Source organism: Streptomyces sp. WAC 01529, assembly GCF_003945545.1.
GTDB classification, from domain to species: domain Bacteria; phylum Actinomycetota; class Actinomycetes; order Streptomycetales; family Streptomycetaceae; genus Streptomyces; species Streptomyces anatolicus.
The window spans coordinates 2,605,349-2,629,384 of sequence record NZ_CP029617.1; the positions used below are offsets into that span (position 1 = coordinate 2,605,349).

Here is a 24,036-nt window from a genome sequence, read left to right on the forward strand (position 1 = left end):
GGAGAACGTGAGCCTTGTTCACCTTTTCCTCGCGCGCCCATTGACTTCCGTACTCGGCGGTACGGAAGATCCCGCCCATGGCAGCGACCCCGGCAGGCCCGATACCCCCGCTCCCCCGCTTTCCCCGCGACTTCCTGTGGGGCGTTTCCACCTCGGCCCACCAGATCGAGGGCGCCGCCGACCAGCGCGGCGCCTCGGTGTGGGACGCGTTCACGGCCGTGCCGGGGAACGTGAAGGACGGCACGACGGCCGCCGTCGCCTGCGACCACTACCACCGCTACCGCGAGGACGTGGCGCTCGTCCGTGACCTCGGCGTGGACGCCTACCGCTTCTCGGTCTCCTGGCCCCGCGTGCTGCCCACCGGCTCGGGCCCGGTGCACGCGGCGGGCCTGGACTTCTACGACCGCCTCGTCGACGAGCTGTGCGCGGCGGGCGTGCGCCCCGTCCCCACCCTCTTCCACTGGGACACCCCGCTGGCCGTGCAGGAGGCGGGCGGCTGGCTGAGCCGCGACACCGCCGAGCGCTTCGCGGAGTACGCGGCCGTGGTCGCGGCCCGCATCGGCGACCGCGTCCCCAAGTGGATCACCCTCAACGAGCCGGCCGAACACACCCTGCTCGGCCACGCCCTCGGCGAGCACGCGCCCGGCCGGCGGCTCCTCTTCGACGCGCTGCCGGTCGCCCACCACCAGCTCCTCGCGCACGGTCTCGCGGTACGGGCGCTGCGCGCGGCGGGCGCCCGGGACATCGGCATCGCCAACTCACACGGCCCGACCTGGCCCGCGTCGGACGGCGACGAGGACACGGCCGCCGCCGACTTCTACGACGTACTCCTCAACCGCCTCTTCGCCGACCCGCTGCTCGTCGGCCACTACCCCGAGGGCTGCGGGGAGTTGATGCCCTCCCCCGACTTGGAAGCGGACCTGAAGGTCATCTCCGAGCCCCTGGACTGGTACGGGATCAACTTCTACCAGCCGACGAAGGTGGGCGCCCCGCTCCCGCACACCACCGAGTTCTCCGGCCTCACGCTCCCGCCCGAACTCCCCTTCTCCCCACGGGAGATCGAGGGATATCCGAAGACGGACTTCGGCTGGCCGGTGGTCCCCGGCGCCCTCACCGAACTCCTCACCGCCTTCCGCGACCGCTACGGCGACCGCCTCCCGCCGCTCGTCATCACCGAGAACGGCTGCTCGTACGAGGGCCTGGACGACCAGGAGCGGATCGCCTACCTGGACGGCCATCTGCGGGCCCTGCACCGGGCGCTGGAGGCGGGGGTGGACGTACGCGGCTACTTCGTCTGGTCGCTCATGGACAACTTCGAGTGGGCGGAGGGATACCGGCGGCGCTTCGGCCTCGTCCACGTCGACCACACCACGCAGGAGCGCACCCCGAAGGCGTCCTACCACTGGCTGCGCGAGGTCCTGCGGGCGCGGCGCGCATGACCGCGACCGCGCTGCGGGAGCCCACCGAGCGGGTCGGCGGCGGGTGGACGGGCGCCCTGTCGCTGGCCAACGGCGCGATCTGGGTGGGGTGGTACGGGCCGTTGCAGATCCTGCTCGCCGCGCAAGCCGAGGAGCTGGCCCCCGCGGGCACCTCGAAGGAGACGGTCCTCGCCTGGGTCACCGGCGTGGGCGCGGTCGTCTCGCTCGCCGCGAACCCGCTCTTCGGCGCGGTGTCGGACCGCACCACGTCCCGCTGGGGCCGGCGCACCCCGTGGATCGTGGCGGGCACGGCGGGCGGCGCCGCCTCGCTCCTGCTGCTGTCGGCGGCGGAATCCGTGTGGGCGATGGCGGCGGGCTGGTGCCTGGTGCAGCTCACCCTGAACGCCGCGTTCGCCGCGGTCACCGCCGCCGTGCCGGACCAGGTGCCGCGCGGCCAGCGGGGCGCGGTCGGCGGCTGGCTCGGGGCGGCGCAGCTGCTCGGGGTGGTCGTCGGGACGGGCCTCGCGACGCTGGCGGGCTCCACGGTCGCGGGGTACGCGGCGTGCGCGGTCTTCACGGTGGCGGGCGTGCTGCCCTACGTCGTACGCCACCAGGACCCGCGCCTGGACGCCGCCGACCGCCCGCCCTGGAACCGGCGGCGCTTCCTGGCCGGCTTCTGGCTCAGCCCCCGGCGCCATCCCGACCTGGCCTGGGCCTGGCTGACCCGCTTCCTGATCAACGTCAGCAACTCCGTGGTGCTGCTCTATCTCCTGTACTTCCTCCGCGACCGCCTGCACCGCGCGGACCCGGAGCAGGGCGTGCTGATCCTGACCGCGGTGAACGGCGCGACGATGCTCGCGACCGTCGTGGTGGGCGGCGTCTGGTCGGACCGGGTGGGCCGCCGCAAGCCCTTCGTGATCTGGGCGGGCTCGCTGATGGCGGCGGCGACGGGGCTGCTCGCCCTCTGGCAGACCTGGCCGGGCGCGATCGTCGCGGCGGCGCTGCTCGGCGTCGGCTTCGGCGTCTTCACGTCGGTGGACTTCGCCCTGATGACGGACGTCCTGCCCAGCTCCCTGGACCGCGGCAAGGACCTCGGCGTCATCAACATCGCCAACTCCCTCCCCCAGGTGGCGGCCCCGGCCCTGGCGGCCCCGATCGTGACGCACCTGGGCGGCTACCGCGCGCTCTACCTGACGGCGGCGGTGATCGGCCTGGCGGGGGCGGTGCTGGTGACGCGGATCAGAGGGGTGGAGTAGGCGCCCCGAAGGGGCGCGGGGAACTGCGCGCCCAGCCACAACGGACCCGAGCGGAAAAGGGTGGTCAGAACCCGAGCTTCCGCAACTGCCGAGGATCCCGCTGCCAGTCCTTGGCGACCTTGACGTGCAGGTCGAGGAAGACGGGCGTACCGAGAAGCGCCTCGATCTGCTTGCGGGACTTGATGCCGACGTCCTTCAGCCGCTTGCCCTTGGGGCCGATGATGATCCCCTTCTGGCTGGGCCGCTCGATGTAGACGAACGCGTGGATGTCGAGCAGCGGCTTGTCCGCGGGCCGGTCCTCGCGCGGCAGCATCTCCTCGACCACCACGGCGATGGAGTGCGGCAGCTCGTCCCGTACGCCTTCGAGCGCCGCCTCGCGGATCAGCTCGGCGACCATGACCTGCTCGGGCTCGTCCGTGAGGTCGCCCTCGGGGTAGAGCGGGGGGCCCTCCGGCAGCAGCGGCACGATCAGATCGGCGAGCAGGCCGACCTGCTGGTCGCCGACGGCCGACACCGGCACGATCTCGGCCCACTCGAAGCCCAGCTCCGTGCCGAGCTGGTCGATGGCGATGAGCTGCTCGGCGAGCGTCTTGCTGTCGACCAGGTCGGTCTTGGTGACGATCGCGATCTTCGGCGTCTTCTTGATGGACGCGAGTTCCTTGGCGATGAACCGGTCACCGGGGCCGAGCTTCTCGTTCGCCGGCAGGCAGAAGCCGATGACGTCGACCTCGGCCCAGGTGGTCCGCACGACGTCGTTCAGCCGCTCGCCGAGGAGCGTGCGCGGCTTGTGGAGGCCGGGGGTGTCCACCAGGATCATCTGGGCGTCCGGCCGGTGCACGATGCCCCGGACCGTGTGGCGCGTGGTCTGCGGCTGGTTCGCGGTGATCGCGACCTTCTTGCCGACCAGAGCGTTCGTAAGGGTGGACTTGCCGGCGTTGGGGCGGCCGACGAAGCAGGCGAAGCCGGCCCGGTGGGCGGCCTCGGACGGCTCGGCTGATGACGGGGTACGAACGCTCATGGCGCCCATTGTCCCTGATCGCGGGAGCCCCGCCGTACCGTGCGGCCTCCGCCGCGGGCCCCGGCCAGGAAATCACCGGCTTCGCCGGGTTCGTCCGCGACCGCCGGACGGGCTCTACTCGCCCGCGCCGACCCGCGCCCTGACCTCGCCGTCGGGGCCCGCCAGGAAGACCGGCGTACCGGCCCCGCCGAGGTCCGACACCGCGGCGAGGTCCTCCGCGGGAAGCTCCTGCGCGCCGGAGACGACCGCCGCGGCCTCCAGGGACTCGGCCCCCGAGGCGACCGCCATCGCCACGGCGGTCCTCAGCGCGGAGAGCCGGAGCGAGTCGAGCGCGACGGTCCCCGCCACGTACGTACGTCCCGTCTCGTCCCGCACGGCCGCGCCCTCGGGCACGCCGTTGCGGGCCCGGGCCGAACGGGCCAAGGTGACGATCTTGCGGTCCTCGGGACCGAGGTCGGTGCTCTGCGTCATGGCACGAGCATAAGGAGCCCGGCACCTGCCTTCGGAGTCACCCCGCACTCCCTCCGGTCGGGCCTTGAGCGCGGAGTTCGTCTGCGCCGCACCGCCACCCGCGCCTGACGGACCCGACGACGGCCCGGCCCGCTCAGCGACGGGCCGTCGCGCCGCCCCCCGTCCGGCGGGGCACGGCGGCCTGAGCCGGCCCCGCGGCCAGGGCGAGGAAGTCCGACCAGGCCGCGGGCCGGAAGGCGAGGACCGCCCCGCTGGAGCGTGTGGAGTCGCGCACGAGAACCACGTCACCGGTCCAGGCGATCTCCACGCACTGCTGCGCGCCGCCGTCGCTCGCACTGCTCTTGCGCCACGTCCATGAGCTGCCCACGCTTCTCCTCCACCCCGGGTGCGGAAGGCCAGCCGTCACTCCTGCGGGCGGGGAGGCGAGAACCTGCTCGACCGGCCTCCCCGCGCGGCTGGTGCAAGGACACGCAGCACCTCTTTCAGAATAACGGCACGTCATACGAATACGAACGAGCCGTTTCTGGCCAACGTGCCCCGCGCCCAAGGCAGTTGGCGTACTACTCCGCGACCGCGGCGGGCTCCAGGAGCGTCTCCAGGTCGTCCCGGCCGTCCTCGATCCGGACCGCGAGCGACCGCAGCAGATCTCCGACGTTCTCCTTGATGGCCAGGTCCTCCAGCTCCCAGAACCTCTCCAGATAACGCCCGGTCTCCTCCGGCGCGTTGGTGGTGTAGGCGTCGCCGCGCGGATTCTCCAGGTAGAGCGAGTCCGGCATCTCGTCCGCCTCGAACTCGAAGTGGCTGAAGGGGCCTTGGATTCCGGCGTGGGCGCCGATGCTGAACGGGAGGATCTGGATGTTGACCCCCGGCTTGGCGGACAGCTCGGCCAGCCGCTCCAGTTGCGCGCGCATCACGCCGCGGCCGCCGACGTGACGGCGCACGACCGCCTCGTCGAGGATGTAGAACAGCTCGCGCCCGCCCGAGGTCAGCAACTCCTGACGCGCGAGCCGGACTTCCACGCTGCGTTCCAGGCTCTCCTCGGGGATGTGCTTGTCGTACGACAGCATGATCGCGCGTGCGTACTCCTCGGTCTGAAGCGGACCCGGCATCAGGAGCGCGCCGTAGTGGCGCACGATGGACGCCGAGGACTCCGGGGCCCGATGGCCGAGAAGCCGGACGGGCGTCGCACCACCCGCACGTGGACCGACTGGGCCGCTCTGTCGGCTCCGTGGCTCAGCCTTCTCGTCGTGATCCAGGAGATTGTCGACAAGTGGGTGCTGCCCCACGTGTGAACGGATCTGGCCCCGGCCTAGGGGCCGGGGCCAGGTGCGGCGGACGCCATCGCACAGACGTTTCCACTCCGAGTTTCCTTGGCCGGCGGCCCGGAGTGGGAGCGTTTCGGATCCGCCCGTCATCCCATTCTGCCGCCCCTTCACGCCGATGGCGAGGGGCTGTTGGGACACTCTGCCGAGTGAACCGTCGCCCCCCTGTGCCCCTCAGGGCCGGTCGAGCCGCAGCCGTCGCGCTCGCGGCAGTCCCGCGACCACCAGGTCGTACGAGTCCTCGATCAGCTCCCTGAGCTGATCGTCGGGGAGCTCGCCGTCGGCCGTGACGGTGTTCCAGTGCCGCTTGTTCATGTGATAGCCCGGCGCGATCTCCGGGTGCGCGGCGCGCAGCTGCACCGCCAGGTCCGGGTCGCACTTGAGGTTGACGGTCAGCGGCCGCCCGCCGAGCGCCGAGAGCGCGAACATCTTCCCCGCCACCTTGAAGACCGAGGTCTCCGGCGTGAACGGGAACTCCTCCACCGCGTCGTTGAAGGACAGGCAGAACGTCCGCAGCTCCTCGGGGGTCACTCCGCGTCCCCCGCCTCATGCGCGCCCTTGGGCGTGACCGGCTCCACGAGCACCGTCACGATCTTGTTCCGGCGGCCCGCGGCGGACTCCGCGGTGAGCGCCAGCTCGCGGCCGTCCGGCAGCGGCACGATCGCCGAGGCCCCGGCGATCGGGACGCGGCCCAGCTGCTTGGCGAGCAGGCCGCCGACCGTCTCCACGTCCTCGTCGTCGAACTCGTCGAGGCCGAACAGCTCCCCGAGGTCGCCGATGTCGAGCCGTGCCGTGACGCGGTAGCAGCCGTCGGCCAGCTCCTCCACGGGCGGCAGCTCACGGTCGTACTCGTCGGTGATCTCGCCGACGATCTCTTCCAGGATGTCCTCGATGGTGACGATGCCGGCCGTGCCGCCGTACTCGTCGATGACCACGGCCACGTGGTTGCGCTCCTGCTGCATCTCGCGCAGCAGGTCGCCCGCGTTCTTCGTGTCGGGCACGAAGGTCGCCGGGCGCATCGCCGTCGACACCAGCTCGGACTCGGCCTCGCGGTTGATGTGCGTCTTGCGGGCCAGGTCCTTCAGATAGACCATGCCGACGACGTCGTCCTCGCTCTCGCCCGTGACCGGTATCCGCGAGAAGCCGGAGCGCAGGGCGAGGGTGAGGGCCTGCCGGATCGTCTTGAAGCGTTCGATGGCGACGAGGTCGGTGCGGGGCACCATCACCTCGCGCACCAGGGTGTCGCCCAGTTCGAAGACGGAGTGCACCATGCGGCGCTCCTCGTCCTCGATCAGGGACTCCTTCTCGGCGAGGTCGACCATCGCGCGCAGCTCGGCCTCGGAGGCGAACGGGCCACGCCTGAAGCCCTTGCCCGGGGTGAGGGCGTTGCCGATGAGGATCAGCAGGGGCGGGATCGGGCCCATGATCCGGGCCAGCGGCAGCAGGACGTACGCGGCGGCGGTCGCGGTGTTCAGCGGGTGCTGGCGGCCGATGGTGCGCGGCGAGACCCCGACGGCGACATAGCTGACCAGGACCATCACGCCGATGGCGATCGCGAGGGCTTCCCAGGTCTTGTCGAACTCGTTCAGGCAGGCGTACGTGACGAGGGCCGACGCGGCCATCTCGCACGCCACCCGCACGAGCAGCGCCACGTTGAGATAGCGGGTCGGGTCGGCGGCGACCTGCGCGAGCTTCGCGCTGCCGCGGCGCCCCGAGCGGACCGCCTCGTCGGCGCGGAAGCTGGAGACGCGGGCGATGCCCGCCTCGGCGCAGGCGGCGAGCCAGGCCACGACGACCAGGGCGACCGCGCCCGCGATCAGTTGGAGACTCACGGCGCTACGAGACGGTGGGCGCGGGAGAGGGGCCGGTCAGGCCCTTCTCGGCACGCCAGCCGTCGACGATCGCCGCCTGGAGGCCGAACATCTCGGCCTTCTCGTCGGGCTCCTCGTGGTCGTACCCGAGCAGGTGCAGCACCCCGTGGACGGTCAGGAGCTGGAGCTCCTCGTCCATGGAGTGCTGCGTCGGGGCGTCCTTGCCCTGCTGGGTGGCGACCTCGGGGCAGAGCACGATGTCGCCGAGGAGGCCCTGCGGGGGCTCGTCGTCGTCCTTCATGGGCGGCCGCAGCTCGTCCATGGGGAAGGACATGACGTCCGTGGGCCCGGGCAGGTCCATCCACTGGATGTGCAGCTGCTCCATGGCGTCGGCGTCCACGACGATCACCGACAGTTCGGAGAGCGGGTGGATGCGCATCCGCGCGAGGGCGTAGCGGGCGATGTCGAGGATCGCCTGCTCGTCGACCTCGGTTCCGGATTCGTTGTTGACGTCGATCGACATGGTGGTGCTGGTCTACTTCCCGTCGCGGCTGTCGTGCTGCTCGTACGCGTCGACGATACGGCCGACCAGCTTGTGCCGTACGACATCGTGGGAGGTGAGCCGGGAGAAGTGGATGTCCTCCACGCCCTCCAGGATCTGCTGGACCTCGCGCAGACCGCTCTTGGTGCCGCCGGGCAGGTCGACCTGGGTGACGTCACCGGTGATGACGATCTTCGAGTCGAAGCCGAGGCGGGTGAGGAACATCTTCATCTGCTCGGCGCTGGTGTTCTGCGCCTCGTCGAGGATGATGAACGCGTCGTTCAGGGTGCGGCCGCGCATGTACGCCAGCGGTGCGACCTCGATCGTGCCCGCGGCCATCAGTCGCGGGATCGAGTCGGGGTCGAGCATGTCGTGCAGGGCGTCGTAGAGCGGGCGCAGGTAGGGGTCGATCTTCTCGTACAGCGTGCCGGGCAGGAAGCCGAGGCGCTCGCCCGCCTCGACCGCGGGGCGGGTCAGGATGATGCGGTTGACCTGCTTGGATTGGAGGGCCTGGACCGCCTTCGCCATGGCGAGGTAGGTCTTGCCCGTGCCGGCCGGGCCGATCCCGAAGACGATGGTGTGCTTGTCGATCGCGTCGACGTACCGCTTCTGGTTCAGCGTCTTGGGGCGGATGGTGCGGCCCCGGGACGAGAGGATGTTCTGCGTGAGGACCTCGGCGGGGGTCTCCTCCGCGCCGCTGCCGCTCTCGTCCGCCCTCAGCATGGCGATCGAGCGTTCCACTGCGTCCTCCGTCATCGGCTGACCGGTGCGGAGCACCAGCATCATCTGGTCGAACAGGCGCTGGATGAGGGCGACTTCGCGGGCCGCGCCCACGGCGCTGATCTCATTGCCCCGGACGTGGATGTCGGCCGCCGGGAAGGCCTTCTCGATCACGCGCAGCAGGGCGTCGCCCGAACCGAGGACGGTCACCATGGGGTGCTTCGCCGGAACCGTGAAGTGGGCTCGGGCGTCGTCCTGGCCTGCGGTGTGCGTGGTGGGTGTCTGAGTCATGGGCCGGCTCTGAAGGCCTGCTCATCCTCCTTGTGCGGGGCTTGGGCCGCGTGGCCTTGCGCTTCCAGGGTACGACGGCGCCGGCGCTGTGCCGTAGGGCTTTTTGTACCGCCGCTTCGCGGCGGGTGCTTTCCCACCCACCCGCCCGGCACCCCGCGCCTCCTCCTCGCCGAAGACCTTTCCCCTCACGCCGACCTGAAGCCGATCGTCGGGACCGCTCTGCGCAGGGGCCAGGGGCGGCTCTGGGCCGGGAGCAGGGTTTCCAGGAAGCTGTAGCGCCGCAGCGCCGCCGGGTCCTGTTCGTCGAACTCCCGTACGCGCTGCCACCACGCCCCGACCTCCGCCCAGCCGGGTGCGGACAGGGACCCGCCGAACTCCTGCACGGAGAGGGCCGCCGTGAGCCCGGCGAAGGCCAGCCGGTCCGCCAGCGGCCACTCCGCGAGCGTCCCGGTGACGAAGCCCGCCACGAAGACGTCGCCCGCGCCGGTGGGGTCCAGCGCCTCCACCTCGATCGCGGGGACGTCCGCGGTCTCCCCCGTCCGCCGGTCCACCGCGTACGCGCCCTCCGGCCCCAGGGTCACCACGGCCAGCGGCACATGCTCCGTCAGCGCCCGTGCGGCCGCCCGGGGGCACGACGTGCGCGTGTACCGCATCGCCTCCTCCGCGTTCGGCAGGAAGGCCTCGCAGTGCGCCAGGTCGGGGAGGGCCGCGAGATCCCAGCGGCCGGTGTCGTCCCAGCCGACGTCGGCGAAGATCCGGGTGCCGCTGCGGGCGGCCTGCGCGATCCAGGGGGCGCGGCTGCCGGGCGTCAGCGAGGCGATGGCGGCACGCGCGCGTGGCGGGCAGGAGGGGGCGCCGCCGTCGGGGGCGTCGGCGTCCGGCGGCGGCTCGTGGCCGTGGCTGACCATGGTCCGCTCGCCCTCGTAGGCCATGGAGACGGTCACCGGGGTGTGCCAGCCGGGCACGGTCCGCGACGAGGTGAGGTCGATGCCCTCGCCTCCTTCGAGGGTGTCCCAGCAGTACTCCCCGTAGTGGTCGTCGCCGAAGGCGGCGGCCAGCGAGGTGTGCAGGCCGAGCCGGGCGAGCGCGGTCGCCATGTTGGCGACGCCGCCGGGGCTCGACCCCATGCCGCGCGCCCAGGACTCGGTCCCGCGCACCGGCGCGGAGTCGAGGCCGGTGAAGATGATGTCGAGGAAGACCGTGCCGGTGAGGTAGACGTCGCAGGCCGGATCGCCGGCTCTGCGGGCCGCCTTCAGCGGGTCGACGGTGGGCTGTAGGGGTACGACCATGCAGGCAACGTAACGGACGACGCGCGCGGGGGCCCGGGGTTCCCGGTTCGGCACGTCGCGCGGTGCTCCCAGCCCGGTGCCACCAGCCCGGTGCCACCAGCGCGGTGTCACCAGCGCGGTGCCACCAGCCCGGCGCTACCAGCGCGGTACCGCCGGAGTCGCCCACTCCGGGTCCGCCGCCCGCATCGCCGCCGCGTCGTCCCGCTCCCGCAGGGCGCGGAAGTCGTCGTCCAGCCAGCGCGCGTGCAGGGCGGCGAGCCTGTCCCGGTCGATGTCGACGCCGAGCCCGGGGGTGTCGGTGACGGTGACCCTGCCGTCCACGAAGCGCGGCCGGGAGGTCAGCACGTCCTCGGCCTGCCAGGGGTAGTGGGAGTCGCAGGCGTGGCCGAGCCCGGGCACGGTCGCCGCCACGTGGGTCATCGCGGCGAGGCTGATCCCCAGGTGCGTGTTGGAGTGCATCGACACGCTCACGCCGAACGTCCGGCAGACCGCCGCCAGTTCGCGGGTGCGCCGCAGCCCGCCCCAGTAGTGGTGGTCGCAGAGCACCACCCGCACGGCGCCCTTCGCGAAGGCCTCCGGTATCTCGTCGAAGGTCGTCACGCACATGTTGGTGGCGAGCGGCACCGAGGTGCCCGCCGCGACCCGCGCCATGGCGGGCGTGCCGAGCGCGGGGTCCTCCAGGTATTCGAGTACGTCACCCAGCTCGGCCGCGACCCTCAGCGAAGTCGCCACGGACCAGGCGCCGTTGGGGTCCAGCCGCAGCGGGCTGCCCGGGAACGCCCGCGCGAGGGCGCGGATCGCGGCTATCTCCTCGTTTGGCGGGAAGACGCCGCCCTTGAGCTTGAAGGAGCCGAAGCCGTGGCGCTCGGCGAAGAGGCGGGCCTGGGCGACTATCCCGGCCGGGTCGAGCGCGGCGCCCCAGCCCGCGTCCGGCTCGCAGGCCCGCCCCGCCGGATGCTCGGCCCACTTGTAGAACAGGTAGGCGCTGTACTCCACGGCGTCCCGCACCTTGCCGCCGAGCAGCGCGTGCACGGGCAGGCCGAGCGCCTTGCCGAGCGCGTCCAGGCACGCCACCTCGAACCCGGAGACGACGGAGAGCCGCAGCTTGTCGGCGCTCTGCACGCCGCGCAGGCCGCCGACGTCCACCGCCTCGTCGACCCGCGCGGCGTCCACGGGCGTCTCGTCCGCGAGTGTGAACAGCCGGTTCACATCGGAGACAGCCGTGCCGATCAGCCGCTCGGCGAGCGGCCGCGCGATCTCCAGATACTTCCCGTCGCCGTACGTCTCCCCGATCCCGGTCACTCCACCCGCCGTGACCAGCTCGATGATGAGCCGGGGCGTGTAGGGCTGATGGACGCCCTGGGTGTTGAGCAGCGGTGGATCGGCGACGAGGACCGGGGTGAGGCGGACGTCCGTGATGACCAGGCTCTGTCCATACATGGGAACGGAGACTAGGTATGCGCATGACAGAGCGTCAATGGGGCGTGGGGAAGCGCCCCGGCGCCCGCGCTCAGTCGAACGAGTAGGCGTCGACCTCGGCGAGGTACCGCGCCCGCAGCGCCTCGTCCGCCGCGTCCCTGTCGAGGAAGGCCGCCTCGAAGGAGTTCCGCGCCAGCGTGCGCAGCCGCTCCTGGTCGATGCCGAGCGCCTCGCGGACGGCGTGGAAGGTGTCGTCGACGTACCCGCCGAAGTAGGCGGGGTCGTCGGAGTTGACCGTGCACATCAGCCCGGCGTCCATCATCCGGGCCAGCGGGTGCTCCTCGAGTACGTCGATGGCGCGCAGCCGCACGTTCGAGAGCGGGCACAGGGTGAGCGGCACCCGCTCGCGGACCAGGCGCTCGACGAGGTCCGGGTCCTCCATGCAGCGCAGGCCGTGGTCGACGCGCTCGACGCGCAGCACGTCGAGGGCCTCGGTGATGTAGGCGGGCGGGCCCTCCTCGCCCGCGTGGGCGACGAGCCGCAGGCCCAGCGCGGCGGCGGCCTCGTACACCTCCTTGAACTTCGCCGGCGGGTGGCCGACCTCGGCCGAGTCGAGGCCGACCCCGATGATCCGGTCGAGGTGGGGCTCGGCGGCGCGCAGGGTCTCCATCGCGGACTCGGCGGACTGGTCGCGCAGGAAACACATGATGAGCCGGGTGGAGACGCCGTGCCGCTCCTCGGAGCGGTCAAGGGCGCGGGAGAGGCCGTCGATGACGGTGGCGATGGGGACGCCTCGGGCGATGTGCGCCTGCGGGTCGAAGAAGATCTCCGCGTGCCGTACGCCCTGGGCGGCGGCGCGCGCGAGGTAGGCGTCGGCGAGGTCCTCGAAGTCGGCCTCGGTGCGCAGCACGGCCATCAGGCCGTAGTAGAGGTCGAGGAAGGACTGGAGGTCGTCGAAGAGGTAGGCCTTGCGCAGTTCCCCGGTGTCGGCATAGGGCAGGTCGACGCCGTTGCGCGCGGCGAGCGCGAAGGCCAGCTCGGGTTCGAGGGTGCCTTCGATGTGGAGGTGGAGTTCGGCCTTGGGGATCGGCATGGTGCGGTCTCGCTGGTTCTGTGCTGTGTGGGGGGTGTTCAGGTGCGTTTGGGCAGGGGGACGCGCAACAGGTCGCGGGCGATGGTGAGTTCGCCGTCGAACCCGGCGGCGCGCGCCTGCTGTTCGTAGACGTCCGGGTCGGGGTAGCGCTGGCTGAAATGCGTCAGCACGAGATGGCGTACGCCCGCGTCGATCGCGACCCGCGCGGCCTGACCGGCGGTCAGGTGGCCGTGGTCGGTGGCCAGTTGCTCGTCCTCGTCGAGGAACGTCGACTCGATGACGAGCATGTCGCAGCCCTCGGCGAGCGCGTACACGCCGTCGCAGAGCCGGGTGTCCATCACGAAGGCGAAGCGCTGGCCGCGCCGCACCTCGCTGACCTCGTCCAGCGCGACGCCGCCGAGGCTGCCCTCCTTCTGGAGCCGCCCGACGTCGGGTCCCTTGATGCCGCGCTCGGCGAGCAGCCGGGGCAGCATGCGGCGCCCGTCCGGTTCGGTGAGGCGGTAGCCGTACGACTCGACGGGGTGGGAGAGCTTCACCGCGTCGAGGGTGTACGAGGGGCCGGTGGCGAGCGGGCCGTCGGCGGCGACCGGGGCCTCGGTGAGCCGGACGGTCTCGCGGTAGGCCGTGGCGTACCGCAGCCGGTCGAAGAAGCGCTGTCCGGAGGCCGGGTAGTGGGCGGTGACGGGGTGCGGGACCCGGTCGAGGTTGATGCGCTGGATCACCCCGGCGAGGCCGAGGGAGTGGTCGCCGTGGAAGTGGGTGACGCAGATCCGGTGCAGGTCGTGCGCGGCGACCCCGGCGCGCAGCATCTGCCGCTGCGTGCCCTCGCCGGGGTCGAAGAGGATGCCCTGGCCGTCCCAGAGCAGGACGTAGCCGTTGTGGTTGCGGTGCCGGGTCGGGACCTGGCTGGCGGTGCCGAGCACCACCAATTCACGTACGGACAAGAGGTGTTGGCCCCGCTATCCGGGGGGCCACTGGAGGCCGCGGCCGCCCAGGACGTGCACGTGCGCGTGGAAGACGGTCTGGCCGGCGCCGGTCCCGGTGTTGAAGACGAGGCGGTAGCTCTCGGACCCCTCCTGGGCGGCGACCTCGCCCGCCTCGCGCAGCACGTCGGCGGCGATCTCCGGCGCGGCGGCGGCCAGTGCCGCGGCGTCGGGGTGGTGGACCTTGGGGATCACCAGGACGTGCGAGGGAGCCTGGGGGTTTATGTCACGGAAGGCGAGGGTCGTCTCGCTCTCCCGCACGACGTCCGCCGGCACCTCACCCGCGACGATCTTGCAGAACAAGCAGTCGCTTCGCGCTTCGCCCGCCATGGGTCCGGCCTCCTCGTGAGCAGTGATCAGTACGCTGGAATGCTATCCCTCGGTGCCGCGCCGGGCCTATGGCGCCCCGGGGAGGTCCGGCGCCGTCTTCGCGGGGTTCTCCTCCAGCGCGGCGAGCGCGAGCCGCACGGCCTCGTCCAACTGCGGGTCGCGGCCCGCCGCGTAGTCGTCGGGGGTGGTGACGACCTCGACGTCGGGGGCGACGCCGTAGTTCTCGACGCCCCAGCCGGGGCCCTCCATCCAGAACGCGTACTTCGGCTGGGTCACCAGCGTCCCGTCGACCAGGTGGTAGCGGCTGTCGATGCCGACGACGCCGCCCCAGGTACGGGTGCCGACGACGGGGCCGATGCCGAGCGCCCGGATCGCGGCGTTGACGATGTCGCCGTCGGAGCCGGAGAACTCGTTGGCGACGGCGACGACCGGGCCGCGGGGCGCGTCCAGGGGGTAGCTGAGGGGCCGGGCGCCGCGGGGCAGGTCCCAGCCGACGACGCGGCGCGCGAGCTTCTCCACGACGAGCTGGGAGGTGTGCCCGCCGCCGTTCTCGCGGACGTCGACGACCAGGCCCTCGCGGGCGACCTCGACGCGCAGGTCCCGGTGGATCTGCGCCCAGCCGGGCGCCTGCATGTCGGGGACGTGGAGGTAGCCGAGGCGGCCGCCCGAGCACTCGTGGACGTAGGCCCGCCGGTCAGCGACCCAGGCGTGGTAGCGCAGCGGCCCCTCGTCGGCGACGGGGACCACCACGGCATGCCGCGGATCGCCGCCGCCCGAGGGCGAGACGGTCAGCTCGACGGGTTTGTCCGCGGTGCCGACGAGCAGCGGGCCGGGTCCCGTGACGGGGTCGACGGGCCGGCCGTTGACCTCGACCACCGCGTCGCCAGGGCGCACCGCGACGCCGGGGGCCGCGAGCGGGGACTGCGCGGCGGGGTCGGAGCTCTCCGAGGGGAGGATGCGGTCGATGCGCCACTGGCCGTCGTCGCCGCGCGAGAGGTCGGCGCCGAGGAGGCCCTGGCGGAGGGCGGTGCCGCCCCCGCCGCCGGGGGTGACGTAGGCGTGCGAGGTGCCCAGTTCGCCCTGGACCTCCCAGAGCAGGTCGACGAGGTCGTCGTGGGTGGCAACGCGGTCGAGGACGGGGCGGTAGCGGTCCAGTACGCCGTCCCAGTCGACGCCGCCCATGTCGGGCCGCCAGAAGTTGTCCCGCATGAGGCGGCCCGTCTCGTCGTACATCTGGCGCCACTCGGCGGCCGGGTCGACGGTGTGGCGGATGCGGGAGAGGTCGACCGTGATGTTCGAGTCGCTGTCCTCGTCGCCGGAGGCGCGCCGGTCGCTCGGCACCACCTTCAGCTTGCCGTCGGTCCACAGCAGGACCCGCTTGCCGTCGCCGGTGACCGCGAAGTGGTCGGCGTCGGCGGCCAGTTCCTCCACGCGGCGCTGGACGAAGTCGTACCGCTCCAGTTCCGTGTGGGGCTCCGGGTCGGACGGGGTGGCCCGGGAGGCGCCGAGCACGCCGCGCACCGGGTGGCGCAGCCAGAGCAGGCCGTCCTTGGCGGCGCGCAGCGTGGTGTAGCGGGCGGCCTCGACGGGGAACGGCACGATGCGGTCGGCGAGCCCGTCGAAGTCGATGCGGGTGACGGGCGCGCCCTCGCTGTCGGGGGTCTCGGCGCCGGGGCTGTCCTGCCCCTCGAAGGGCCTGCCGTGCCGCTGCGGGCCGAACGGCGAGGGCGTGGTCGCGGCGAGCGTGAGCAGGTAGGGCCGGGAGCCGCCGACGAAGGCGAGGTCGAAGACGTGCTCGTCGTAGACCGGGTCGAAGGCGCGCGCGGAGAGGAAGGCGAGGTGCTTGCCGTCGAGGGTGAACGCGGGCGCGTAGTCGCGGAAGCGCAGCGGGGTCGCCTCGGACACCGACAGGTCGGCGGTGTTGGCGAGCCTGAGCTGGCGCAGCGGGCGCGGGCCCGGGTGCGACCAGGCGAGCCAGGCGGAGTCGGGTGAGAAGACGAGCCCGGTGGCCTCGCCGTCCTCGGCGCGGTCGACCTCGCGGACCTCGCCGCTCTCCCGCTCGACGAGCAGGACACGCCCGTCGTGCGAGGCGACGGCGGCGCGGCTGCCGTCCGGCGACATGGCGAGCGAGAGGACCCGGCCGAGCTGTCCGGCGGCGAGCCTGCGGGGCGTCGCGCCGGGCGCGGGGCCGGTGGCGGGGGCGAACTCCAGCGCCTCGTCGCCCTCCGCGTCGGTCACCCAGACGACGTGCTCCTCTCCGGCGACGCGGAAGGTGCGGGGCAGCCGGGCGCGCACTCCCGGCGTGGCGGCGAGCGCGCGGGCGGGGCCCTCGCGGTGGGTGATCCAGTGCACGGAGCCGCGGACGGAGACCGCGCTGCCGCGGCCGGTGTGGTCGGGCGCGGCGGCCCCGAACCAGCGGGCGGCGGCCACGGGGTGCGGCTGGAGGTCGGCGCGCTGACCGCCGAGGCGGATGTCGAGGCGGCGCGGCTCGGCGTCGGTCAGAGCGTCCAGGAGCCACAGCTCACCGGCGCTCATATAGATCACGCGGCTGCCGTCGGTGGCGGCGTGCCGGGCGTAGAAGCCGTCGAGGGGGGTGTGGCGGCGCAGGTCGGAGCCGTCGGGCAGCGAGGAGTAGAGGGCGCCGACGCCTTCGTGGTCGCTGAGGAAGGCGACCCGCTCCCCCACCCACAGCGGGTACTCGATGTTCCCGTCGAGGTCTTCGTGCAGGCGTACGAACTCGGTCTCCGTGCCCTCGCGGATCCACAGCTTGCCCGCGGTGCCGCCGCGGTACCGCTTCCACCAGGCGGCCTCGCGGCCCATGGGCGCGGAGAGCAACAGGACCCGCCCGTCGGGGCCGTACGCGACATCGCCGACCAGGCCGTAGGGCAGGGTGGCCGCGGGGCCGCCGTCCAGCGGCACGGCCCGCGCCCAGCTGCGGCGCAGCGAGGCCTGGCCCGCCGCGCTGACGGCGAGGACGTGCCCGTCGGGGGTCCAGCCGCGTACGCCCGTCTTCCAAGTGCCCCAGTACGTCAGCCGCTTGGCTGGGCCGCCGTCGAGGGGCGCGATGTGCACCTCGGGCGCCCCGTCGCGGGTGGAGGTCCAGGCGACGGTGGTGCCGTCCGGGGAGACGCGGGGATGGTTCACGGGCATGTTGTCGGCGCTCACCCGCCAGGCGCGGCCCCCGTCGAGGGGGGCGACCCAGACGTCGTCCTCGGCCGTGAAGGCGGCCAACTCGCCGTGGATGTGCGGATACCGGAGGTACGCAGTCTGAGTCACACCACCCAGCCTAGGCAGCCGCCGGGCGGCCCGGAAGCGGTTTGGATCACTTCGTCCGGGACCGCCCGTCCGTGCCGGGCGGTCACTTCCCCGGGGCGCAGTCGCAGGTCGAGGGCGGGGGCGGGGTGACGGTCACCGTGACGGTCGTGGTGGGGCCGGGTTCCGGCTCGTCGTGGGAGGGCGGCGGCTGGGAGGCGGGCGGCGGGGAAGGCTTGCCGTCGCCGTTGCCGTCGTCCGCGCCGCAGTTGCCGAGGACGTCGACCTGGAACCACTCCTTGCCGTCGACCTTCGCGGTGAGGTTGCCGCGTACGCATCTGCCGTCGACGACCGCGTGCACCTTGCCCTTGATGGTGATGTCCTGGCCGCCGTCGGACTCGCCCTGGCAGTCCACCTCGACGACGGCCGCGCGCGTGGGAGAGCCGCTCTTGGGCGTCACCCGGTCCGCGTAGCGGGCCGTGCAGCTGATCCACGCCACGTCGAGACGCTGCCGCTCCAGCGCCTTGGTGCCCATCTCGTCCACGGTGAGCGCGACCGCGGAGGTGTTCAGATCACCGCCTCCGGGCTCGCACGCGCCGACGCCCAGCGTGGCGGCGCCGGCGAGCCCGACGGCGTACAGGATCGGCGTACGCCGCTTCCACACGTTCCGCTGCTGTAACCGTCTCAATGCCCCCATAGGCGGCAGAGTGCCACTCCGTGCGCCCGCGCGGTAGACCGCATGCGGCCATCTGTCGGGTGGTGCCCGGCCGCCCGGCGGGCGTCAGGACCAGCGGCCGGTGCGGCCGAGGAGGAGCGCGGTGGCGGCCGTGCCCGCGGTCGAGGTGCGCAGCACGCTGCGGCCGAGGCGGTAGGGCTTCGCCCCGGCCTCGGCGAACGCCGCCAACTCGTCCGGGGAGACGCCCCCTTCGGGCCCGACCACCAGCACGATGTGTCCGGCCGACGGGAGGGGGGCCGTGGCCAGCGGCTCGCTGCCCTCCTCGTGCAGGACGGCGGCGAAGTCGGCGCCCGCGAGCAGGGCGGCGACCTGCTTGGTCGAGGCCGCGTCGGCCACCTCGGGGAAGCGCACCCGGCGCGACTGCTTGCCCGCCTCGCGCGCGGTGGCCCGCCACTTGGCGAGCGCCTTGAGGCCGCGCTCGCCCTTCCACTGCGTGATGCAGCGCGAGGCGGTCCACGGCACGACGGCGTCGACGCCGGTCTCCGTCATGGTCTCGACGGCCAGTTCACCCCGGTCGCCCTTGGGCAGCGCCTGGACGACGGTGATCCGGGGCTCCTGCCCGGGCTCCTCGCCCACGGAGTCCACGCGCACCACGAGCCGGTCCTTGCCCTCGGTGTCGACGACCACGCACTCCGCCCACCGTCCGGCGCCGTCGGTCAGGACGACGTCCTCGCCGGCGCGCAGCCGCTTCACGGAGACCGCGTGACGCCCTTCGGGGCCGTCCAGTACGTAACGTCCGGCGCCGCCCGCGTCGAAGTGCTCGACGACGAAGACGGGGGCGGTCACGCCTCGCCGCCCTGTCCCTCGGAGGCCAACACGCCCTTCGCCTCGGCGAGTTCGGCCGCGAGGACCTCCACGAGCTGCCCGGCGGGCAGCTCCCTGGCGAGCCGGTGGCCCTGCCCCGCCCAGAGCGCCATGCCCTGCGCGTCACCCGCCTTCGCGGCGGCCTTGCGCAGGCCGCTGGTGAGGTGGTGCACCTCGGGGTAGGCGGCGGGCGCGTACGGCCCGTGCTCGCGCATGAAGCGGTTGACGAGACCGCGTGCGGGACGCCCGGAGAACGCCCGGGTCAGCTCGGTGCGCAGGAACATCGGATTGGTCATGGCCTGCTTGTGCAGGGCGTTGGCGCCCGACTCGGGGGTGACCAGGAACGCCGTGCCGAGCTGCGCGGCGTCCGCGCCCGCCGCCAGCACCGCGGCGATCTGCGCGCCGCGCATCAGGCCGCCGGTCGCGACGAGGGGGACCTGCACGGTCTCGCGGATCTGCGTGAGGAGGGAGAGCAGTCCGATCCCGGCGCCGTCGGCCTCGGGGTTGTCGCGGTGGGTGCCCTGGTGGCCGCCCGCCTCGACGCCCTGCACGCAGACGGCGTCGGCGCCGGCCCACTGGGCGGCCTGCGCCTCTTCGGGCGTGGTGACGGTGACGACGGTGAGGGTGCCGACGCGCGCGAAGGAGTCGAAGACGTCGCGGGTCGGGCAGCCGAAGGTGAAGGAGACGAGCGGCACCGGGTCGTCGAGCAGGATCGCCAGCTTGGCGTCGTACCCGTCGTCGCGCCCGCTGTCCGGGTCGCCGAGCTGGGTCTCGTACCAGGTGGCCTCACCGGCGAGCTGGCTGCGGTAGACGTCGACGGCGGCGGCGTCCGCCGTGTCGGGCTGCGGCATGAAGAGATTGACGCCGAAGGGCCGCGAGGTCAGGCTTCGCAGCTGCTTGATCTCCTGGTACATCCCGTCGGCGGTCTTGTACCCGGCGGCGAGGAACCCCATCCCACCGGCCTCGGAAACGGCCGCGGCCAACTGCGGACAGGAGGCACCGCCCGCCATGGGGGCCTGCACGATCGGATAACGGCAGAGCTCGGTCAGTGCGGAGGACATACCCGCATAGTCCCACGCCCCACTCAACCAACCGAATCGCGCCCTTAGGACCCTAGCGCCCCGTCAGGCAAGCGCCCCGAAGGGGCGCGGGGCTGTGACATATGCGGCTCCGCCGCGGGGCGCGAGCAACCAAAACCCAACCCGCAGAGAAAGCCCCGTAAGGGGCGCGGGGAACTGCGCGAGCAACCAAAGGCCAACCCGCACAGGAAAGCAAGGCGCCCCGGCACGGAACAACCGCCCGGGGCACCGAGGAACCGCCCTAGGCGCTACCGCCCGTTAAACGCATCCTTCAGGCGAGAGAAAAGCCCCTGCTGCCCCGGCTGAAACTGCCCCGTGGGCCGCTCCTCGCCCCGCAGCTGCGCAAGCTCCCGCAACACCCGCTCCTGCTCGGGATCGAGCTTCGAGGGGGTGAGGACCTCGACGTGCACGATGAGGTCACCGCGCCCGCCGCCCCGCAGATGCGTGACGCCGCGCCCGTGCAGCGGGATCGACTGCCCGGACTGCGTGCCGGGACGGATGTCGACCTCCTCCATGCCGTCGAGCGTCTTCAACGGCACCTTCGTGCCGAGCGCCGCCGCCGTCATCGGAATGGTGACCGTGCAGTGCAGGTCGTCCCCGCGGCGCTGGAAGACGTCGTGCGGCAGCTCGTGGATCTCGACGTAGAGGTCACCGGCGGGCCCGCCACCGGGCCCGACCTCGCCCTCGCCCGCGAGCTGGATCCGCGTGCCGTTGTCGACACCGGCCGGGATCTTCACGGTCAGCGTGCGCCGCGACCGGATGCGTCCGTCACCGGCGCACTCCGGACAGGGCGTCGGCACGACCGTGCCGAACCCCTGGCACTGCGGGCAGGGCCGCGAGGTCATGACCTGACCGAGGAAGGACCGCGTGACCTGCGACACCTCACCGCGACCGCGGCACATGTCACACGTCTGGGCGGACGTCCCCGGCGCGGCGCCCTCACCGCTACAGGTCGTACAGACGACCGCCGTGTCGACCTGGATGTCCTTGGTGGTCCCGAAGGCGGCCTCGTCGAGGTCGATCTCCAGCCGGATCATGGCGTCCTGGCCGCGGCGCGTACGCGAGCGCGGCCCGCGCTGCGACGCCGTCCCGAAGAACGCGTCCATGATGTCGGAGAAGTTGCCGAAGCCACCGGCGCCGAAGCCGCCCGCGCCTCCGCCGCCGCCCGCCTGGGACAGGGGGTCGCCGCCGAGGTCGTAGACCTGCTTCTTCTGCGGGTCCGACAACACCTCGTACGCGGCGTTGATCTCCTTGAAGCGCTCCTGAGTCTTCGGGTCCGGATTCACATCCGGGTGAAGCTCACGCGCCAGCCTCCGGAAGGCCTTCTTGATCTCGTCCTGGGAAGCGTCGCGGCGCACGCCGAGTACGGCGTAGTAGTCCGTGGCCACTTACGACTCCGCCAGGATCTGTCCGACGTAACGTGCCACTGCGCGTACTGCTCCCATCGTTCCCGGATAGTCCATGCGGGTCGGTCCGACCACGCCTAGTTTCGCGACTGCCTCGCTGCCCGAACCGTAGCCGACCGAGACCACGGAGGTGGAGCTGAGGCCCTCATGGGCGTTCTCATGACCGATCCGTACGGTCATGCCCGAATCCGTCGCCTCGCCCAGCAACTTGAGGAGCACGACCTGCTCCTCCAGCGCTTCGAGCACGGGACGGATGGTGAGGGGAAAGTCATGTCCGAAGCGGGTGAGATTGGCGGTTCCGCCGATCATCAGCCGCTCCTCGGTCTCCTCGACAAGGGTTTCGAGGAGGGTGGAGAGGACCGTCGCGACCGTGCCGCGGTCCTCGGTCTCGAAGGCCTCGGGCAGGTCCTGCACCAGCTGCGGCACATCCGCGAAGCGGTGGCCCGCGACCCTGCTGTTGAGGCGCGCCCGCAGATCGGCGAGAGAGGTCTCGCCGAAGGGGGCCGGACAGTCGATCATGCGCTGCTCGACCCGGCCCGTATCGGTGATCAGTACGAGCATCAGGCGCGCCGGAGCCAGCGAGAGCAGCTCCACGTGGCGCACCGTCGAGCGCGTGAGCGACGGGTACTGCACCACGGCGACCTGCCGCGTCAGCTGCGCGAGCAGCCGCACCGTCCGCCCCACGACGTCGTCGAGGTCGACGGCGCCGTCGAGGAAGTTCTGGATGGCGCGCCGCTCAGGCGTGGTCATCGGCTTGACGCCCGCGAGCTTGTCGACGAAGAGGCGGTACCCCTTGTCGGTCGGGATGCGTCCCGCGCTGGTGTGGGGCTGGGCGATGAACCCTTCCTCCTCCAGCGCCGCCATGTCGTTGCGCACGGTCGCCGGGGAGACGCCGAGACTGTGCCGCTCGGTGAGCGCCTTGGAGCCGACCGGCTCCTCCGTCCCGACATAGTCGTGGACGATGGCGCGCAGTACTTCGAGCCTGCGTTCACTGAGCATCGCGCACACCTCCAGCCGTCATCCGTCGCGGTGATCCCCTGCCTGGCACTCAACGCGGGTGAGTGCCAGCCTGTCAAAGGGCCAGTGTACGGCCGTCGGGTACGGGCGCGGCAAGGCCGGATCCCGCTCGGTCTGCCGAGAGGTCGGGAGGTGCCGCAGGGGCTAGCGTCACCGTATGGATGTGGAGCCGGCATGGGAAGCGGCGGGCTGGGAGCGGCTGTCGCCACGGGTGGGGCGGTGCCGTCTGCCGGTGTGGGACTGCACGGCGGGGCTCGTGGTCGGTGACGGGGCGGCGCTGATGATCGACGCGGGGTCGGGTCTGGCGGAGGGCGCGGCGCTGCGGACGCGGGCCGGGCAGCTCCTCGGCGGGGCCCGCCGCGTGACGCATCTCGCGTTGACGCACCCGCACTTCGACCATGTGCTCGGGGCGGCGGCCTTCGCGGGCGTGGAGGTGTACGGCGCGGTGGGCATCGACACGGTGTTCGCCAGGGGCGCGGAGGAGCTGCGGGTGGACGCGGTGCGGCACGGCGCGGATCCGGCGGCCGCGGCGGAGGCGGCGGACCTTCTCGTCCACCCCCGCCACTTGGTGTCCGGGGAGTGGACGCTCGACCTCGGCGGCGGCGTGCAGGTGCTCCTCGCGAACGTGGGGCCCGGCCACTCGGGCCACGACCTGGTGGTCCTGGTGCCGGGCGGCGAGGACGGGCGGGAGATCGTCTTCTGCGGGGACCTGGTCGAGGAGTCGGGTGAACCGCAGGCGGGCCCGGACGCGGTGCCCTCGCGGTGGCCGGCGGCGCTGGACCGGCTCCTGGACCTGGGCGGTGAGGACGCGCGGTATGTGCCGGGGCACGGTGCGGTAGTGGATGCGGCTTTTGTCCGTGCGCAGCGGGCCACACTGGCGGCCCGTTTCGGCGTGTCGTAACGGGCGCCCCGCGGCTTCTTCCTATCGTCGGCAAAATGCGCCAGTACTCCGCCGATCTCACGCCCCCCTGGAAGAAGCCGAAGCCCGTGCCGGAGGTGGCGGCGGAGGCCGGCCTCGTGGTGGAGGAGCTGAGCACCGGTTTCTGCGGGGCGGTGATCCGCTGCGAGAAGACGGCGCAGGGGCCGACGGTGACGCTGGAGGACCGCTTCGGCAAGCACCGCGTCTTTCCGATGGAGCCGGGGGGTTTCCTCCTGGAGGGCAAGGCCGTCACTCTCGTACGCCCCGCCGCGGTCGCGGGAGCCTCTCCCGTACGTCCGTCCCGTACCGCGTCCGGTTCGGTGGCCGTCCCCGGGGCGCGGGCCAGGGTCGCCCGGGCGGGGCGCATCTATGTGGAGGGGCGCCACGACGCGGAGCTGGTCGAACGGGTGTGGGGCGACGACCTGCGGATCGAGGGCGTGGTCGTGGAGTACCTGGAGGGCATCGACGACCTGCCCGCGATCGTCGCGGAGTTCTCCCCCGGCCCCGACGCGCGCCTCGGCGTCCTGGTGGACCACCTGGTCCCGGGCTCCAAGGAGTCCCGCATCGCGGCGCGGGTCACCGGCGAGCACGTCCTGGTGGTGGGCCACCCCTACATCGACGTGTGGGAGGCGGTGAAGCCGTCCTCGGTCGGCATCGAGGCCTGGCCGCGGGTGCCGAGGGGGCAGGACTGGAAGACGGGCGTGTGCGGGGCGCTGGGCTGGCCCTCGAACACGGGGGCGGCGTGGCAGCGGATCCTGGGCTCGGTGCGCAGCTACCGGGATCTTGAGCCGGCGCTGCTGGGGCGGGTGGAGGAGCTGATCGACTTCGTCACGGTGGCTGGCCCCGGGGCCTAGCGGGGTC

The 24,036-nt window shown here is 72.5% G+C and carries 23 protein-coding genes and 1 pseudogene; 5 read left to right on the forward strand and 19 right to left on the reverse strand.

Features of this window, described 5'->3' with window-relative positions:
• The first annotated feature begins 77 nt into the window (after window positions 1-77).
• Together DMA15_RS11660 and DMA15_RS11665 are read left to right on the forward strand one after the other, a co-directional pair.
• Complete coding sequence (locus tag DMA15_RS11660; protein ID WP_125512700.1) at window positions 78-1,439, forward strand: GH1 family beta-glucosidase; 1,362 nt, start codon at window positions 78-80, stop codon at window positions 1,437-1,439.
• Complete coding sequence (locus DMA15_RS11665; protein WP_125512701.1) at window positions 1,436-2,674, forward strand: MFS transporter; 1,239 nt, start codon at window positions 1,436-1,438, stop codon at window positions 2,672-2,674. Before DMA15_RS11660 ends, DMA15_RS11665 begins: the two co-directional genes overlap by 4 nt.
• A 64-nt stretch (window positions 2,675-2,738) precedes the next feature.
• Here the strand turns inward: DMA15_RS11665 and era are convergent, their stop codons facing one another.
• From era to DMA15_RS11685, 4 genes and pseudogenes are all read right to left on the reverse strand, one after another.
• Complete coding sequence (gene era / locus DMA15_RS11670) at window positions 2,739-3,692, reverse strand: GTPase Era (RefSeq protein ID WP_125512702.1); 954 nt, start codon at window positions 3,690-3,692, stop codon at window positions 2,739-2,741.
• Window positions 3,693-3,806: 114 nt separating this feature from the next.
• Window positions 3,807-4,163, reverse strand: a complete 357-nt coding sequence (locus tag DMA15_RS11675) for a cytidine deaminase (protein WP_125512703.1) — start codon at window positions 4,161-4,163, stop codon at window positions 3,807-3,809.
• A gap of 133 nt (window positions 4,164-4,296) precedes the next feature.
• Window positions 4,297-4,530 (reverse strand): DUF397 domain-containing protein, encoded by a 234-nt coding sequence (locus DMA15_RS37440; protein WP_240659760.1) that lies wholly within the window; start codon window positions 4,528-4,530, stop codon window positions 4,297-4,299.
• A gap of 193 nt (window positions 4,531-4,723) precedes the next feature.
• Window positions 4,724-5,302: pseudogene (locus tag DMA15_RS11685) on the reverse strand (DUF5753 domain-containing protein); the annotation flags it as partial.
• A 21-nt stretch (window positions 5,303-5,323) separates the two neighbouring features.
• Here DMA15_RS11685 and DMA15_RS37970 point away from each other — a divergent pair.
• Entirely contained in the window at window positions 5,324-5,455 is a 132-nt protein-coding gene (locus tag DMA15_RS37970) for a hypothetical protein (RefSeq protein WP_276314403.1), read from the forward strand.
• Window positions 5,456-5,659: 204 nt separating this feature from the next.
• On the opposite strand, the gene DMA15_RS11690 is transcribed toward DMA15_RS37970, so the two are convergent.
• The 15 genes from DMA15_RS11690 to hrcA all read right to left on the reverse strand — a co-directional run bounded on the left by DMA15_RS11690 (window position 5,660) and on the right by hrcA (window position 22,238).
• A complete protein-coding gene (locus DMA15_RS11690) occupies window positions 5,660-6,016 on the reverse strand; it encodes an MmcQ/YjbR family DNA-binding protein (protein WP_125512706.1) in 357 nt (118 codons plus the stop codon).
• On the reverse strand, window positions 6,013-7,317 hold the full coding sequence (locus DMA15_RS11695; protein WP_125512707.1) for a hemolysin family protein: 1,305 nt from the start codon (window positions 7,315-7,317) through the stop codon (window positions 6,013-6,015). The genes DMA15_RS11690 and DMA15_RS11695 overlap by 4 nt, the downstream gene beginning before the upstream one ends.
• Before the next feature lie 4 nt (window positions 7,318-7,321).
• The gene (gene ybeY, locus DMA15_RS11700; protein ID WP_125512708.1) at window positions 7,322-7,819 is read right to left on the reverse strand and encodes an rRNA maturation RNase YbeY; all 498 of its coding nucleotides are present in this window, start codon (window positions 7,817-7,819) and stop codon (window positions 7,322-7,324) included.
• A 12-nt stretch (window positions 7,820-7,831) separates the two neighbouring features.
• Window positions 7,832-8,848: a PhoH family protein gene (locus DMA15_RS11705; protein WP_125512709.1), complete on the reverse strand. Its 1,017-nt coding sequence runs from the start codon at window positions 8,846-8,848 to the stop codon at window positions 7,832-7,834.
• Between the two features lie 185 nt (window positions 8,849-9,033).
• Entirely contained in the window at window positions 9,034-10,137 is a 1,104-nt protein-coding gene (locus DMA15_RS11710; protein ID WP_125512710.1) for a PfkB family carbohydrate kinase, read from the reverse strand.
• 135 nt (window positions 10,138-10,272) lie between these two features.
• Window positions 10,273-11,577: a glucarate dehydratase family protein gene (locus DMA15_RS11715; protein WP_125512711.1), complete on the reverse strand. Its 1,305-nt coding sequence runs from the start codon at window positions 11,575-11,577 to the stop codon at window positions 10,273-10,275.
• A 70-nt stretch (window positions 11,578-11,647) separates the two neighbouring features.
• A complete protein-coding gene (locus DMA15_RS11720; RefSeq protein ID WP_125512712.1) occupies window positions 11,648-12,649 on the reverse strand; it encodes an adenosine deaminase in 1,002 nt (333 codons plus the stop codon).
• Window positions 12,650-12,687: 38 nt separating this feature from the next.
• A complete protein-coding gene (locus DMA15_RS11725) occupies window positions 12,688-13,593 on the reverse strand; it encodes a ribonuclease Z (protein ID WP_125512713.1) in 906 nt (301 codons plus the stop codon).
• Between the two features lie 15 nt (window positions 13,594-13,608).
• The gene (locus tag DMA15_RS11730; protein ID WP_125512714.1) at window positions 13,609-13,962 is read right to left on the reverse strand and encodes a histidine triad nucleotide-binding protein; all 354 of its coding nucleotides are present in this window, start codon (window positions 13,960-13,962) and stop codon (window positions 13,609-13,611) included.
• 66 nt (window positions 13,963-14,028) lie between these two features.
• Entirely contained in the window at window positions 14,029-17,238 is a 3,210-nt protein-coding gene (locus tag DMA15_RS11735) for a S41 family peptidase (protein WP_125512715.1), read from the reverse strand.
• An 82-nt stretch (window positions 17,239-17,320) separates the two neighbouring features.
• On the reverse strand, window positions 17,321-17,878 hold the full coding sequence (locus tag DMA15_RS11740; protein ID WP_164551735.1) for a hypothetical protein: 558 nt from the start codon (window positions 17,876-17,878) through the stop codon (window positions 17,321-17,323).
• Window positions 17,879-17,995: 117 nt separating this feature from the next.
• Window positions 17,996-18,736 carry a 16S rRNA (uracil(1498)-N(3))-methyltransferase gene (locus DMA15_RS11745; protein ID WP_125512717.1) on the reverse strand — a complete coding sequence of 247 codons (741 nt, stop codon included), beginning with the start codon at window positions 18,734-18,736 and terminating at the stop codon, window positions 17,996-17,998.
• Window positions 18,733-19,815: a nitronate monooxygenase gene (locus tag DMA15_RS11750; protein ID WP_125512718.1), complete on the reverse strand. Its 1,083-nt coding sequence runs from the start codon at window positions 19,813-19,815 to the stop codon at window positions 18,733-18,735. Before DMA15_RS11750 ends, DMA15_RS11745 begins: the two co-directional genes overlap by 4 nt.
• Window positions 19,816-20,081: 266 nt before the next feature.
• On the reverse strand, window positions 20,082-21,221 hold the full coding sequence (gene dnaJ, locus DMA15_RS11755; RefSeq protein ID WP_125512719.1) for a molecular chaperone DnaJ: 1,140 nt from the start codon (window positions 21,219-21,221) through the stop codon (window positions 20,082-20,084).
• Entirely contained in the window at window positions 21,222-22,238 is a 1,017-nt protein-coding gene (gene hrcA / locus DMA15_RS11760) for a heat-inducible transcriptional repressor HrcA (RefSeq protein ID WP_125512720.1), read from the reverse strand.
• A 181-nt stretch (window positions 22,239-22,419) separates the two neighbouring features.
• Here hrcA and DMA15_RS11765 point away from each other — a divergent pair, with 181 nt between their 5' ends.
• Together DMA15_RS11765 and DMA15_RS11770 are read left to right on the forward strand one after the other, a co-directional pair.
• Complete coding sequence (locus DMA15_RS11765; protein ID WP_125517641.1) at window positions 22,420-23,157, forward strand: MBL fold metallo-hydrolase; 738 nt, start codon at window positions 22,420-22,422, stop codon at window positions 23,155-23,157.
• A gap of 35 nt (window positions 23,158-23,192) precedes the next feature.
• Window positions 23,193-24,029, forward strand: coding sequence for a DUF3097 domain-containing protein (locus tag DMA15_RS11770; protein WP_125512721.1), 837 nt, complete (start codon window positions 23,193-23,195; stop codon window positions 24,027-24,029).
• The last annotated feature ends 7 nt before the right edge of the window (window positions 24,030-24,036 follow it).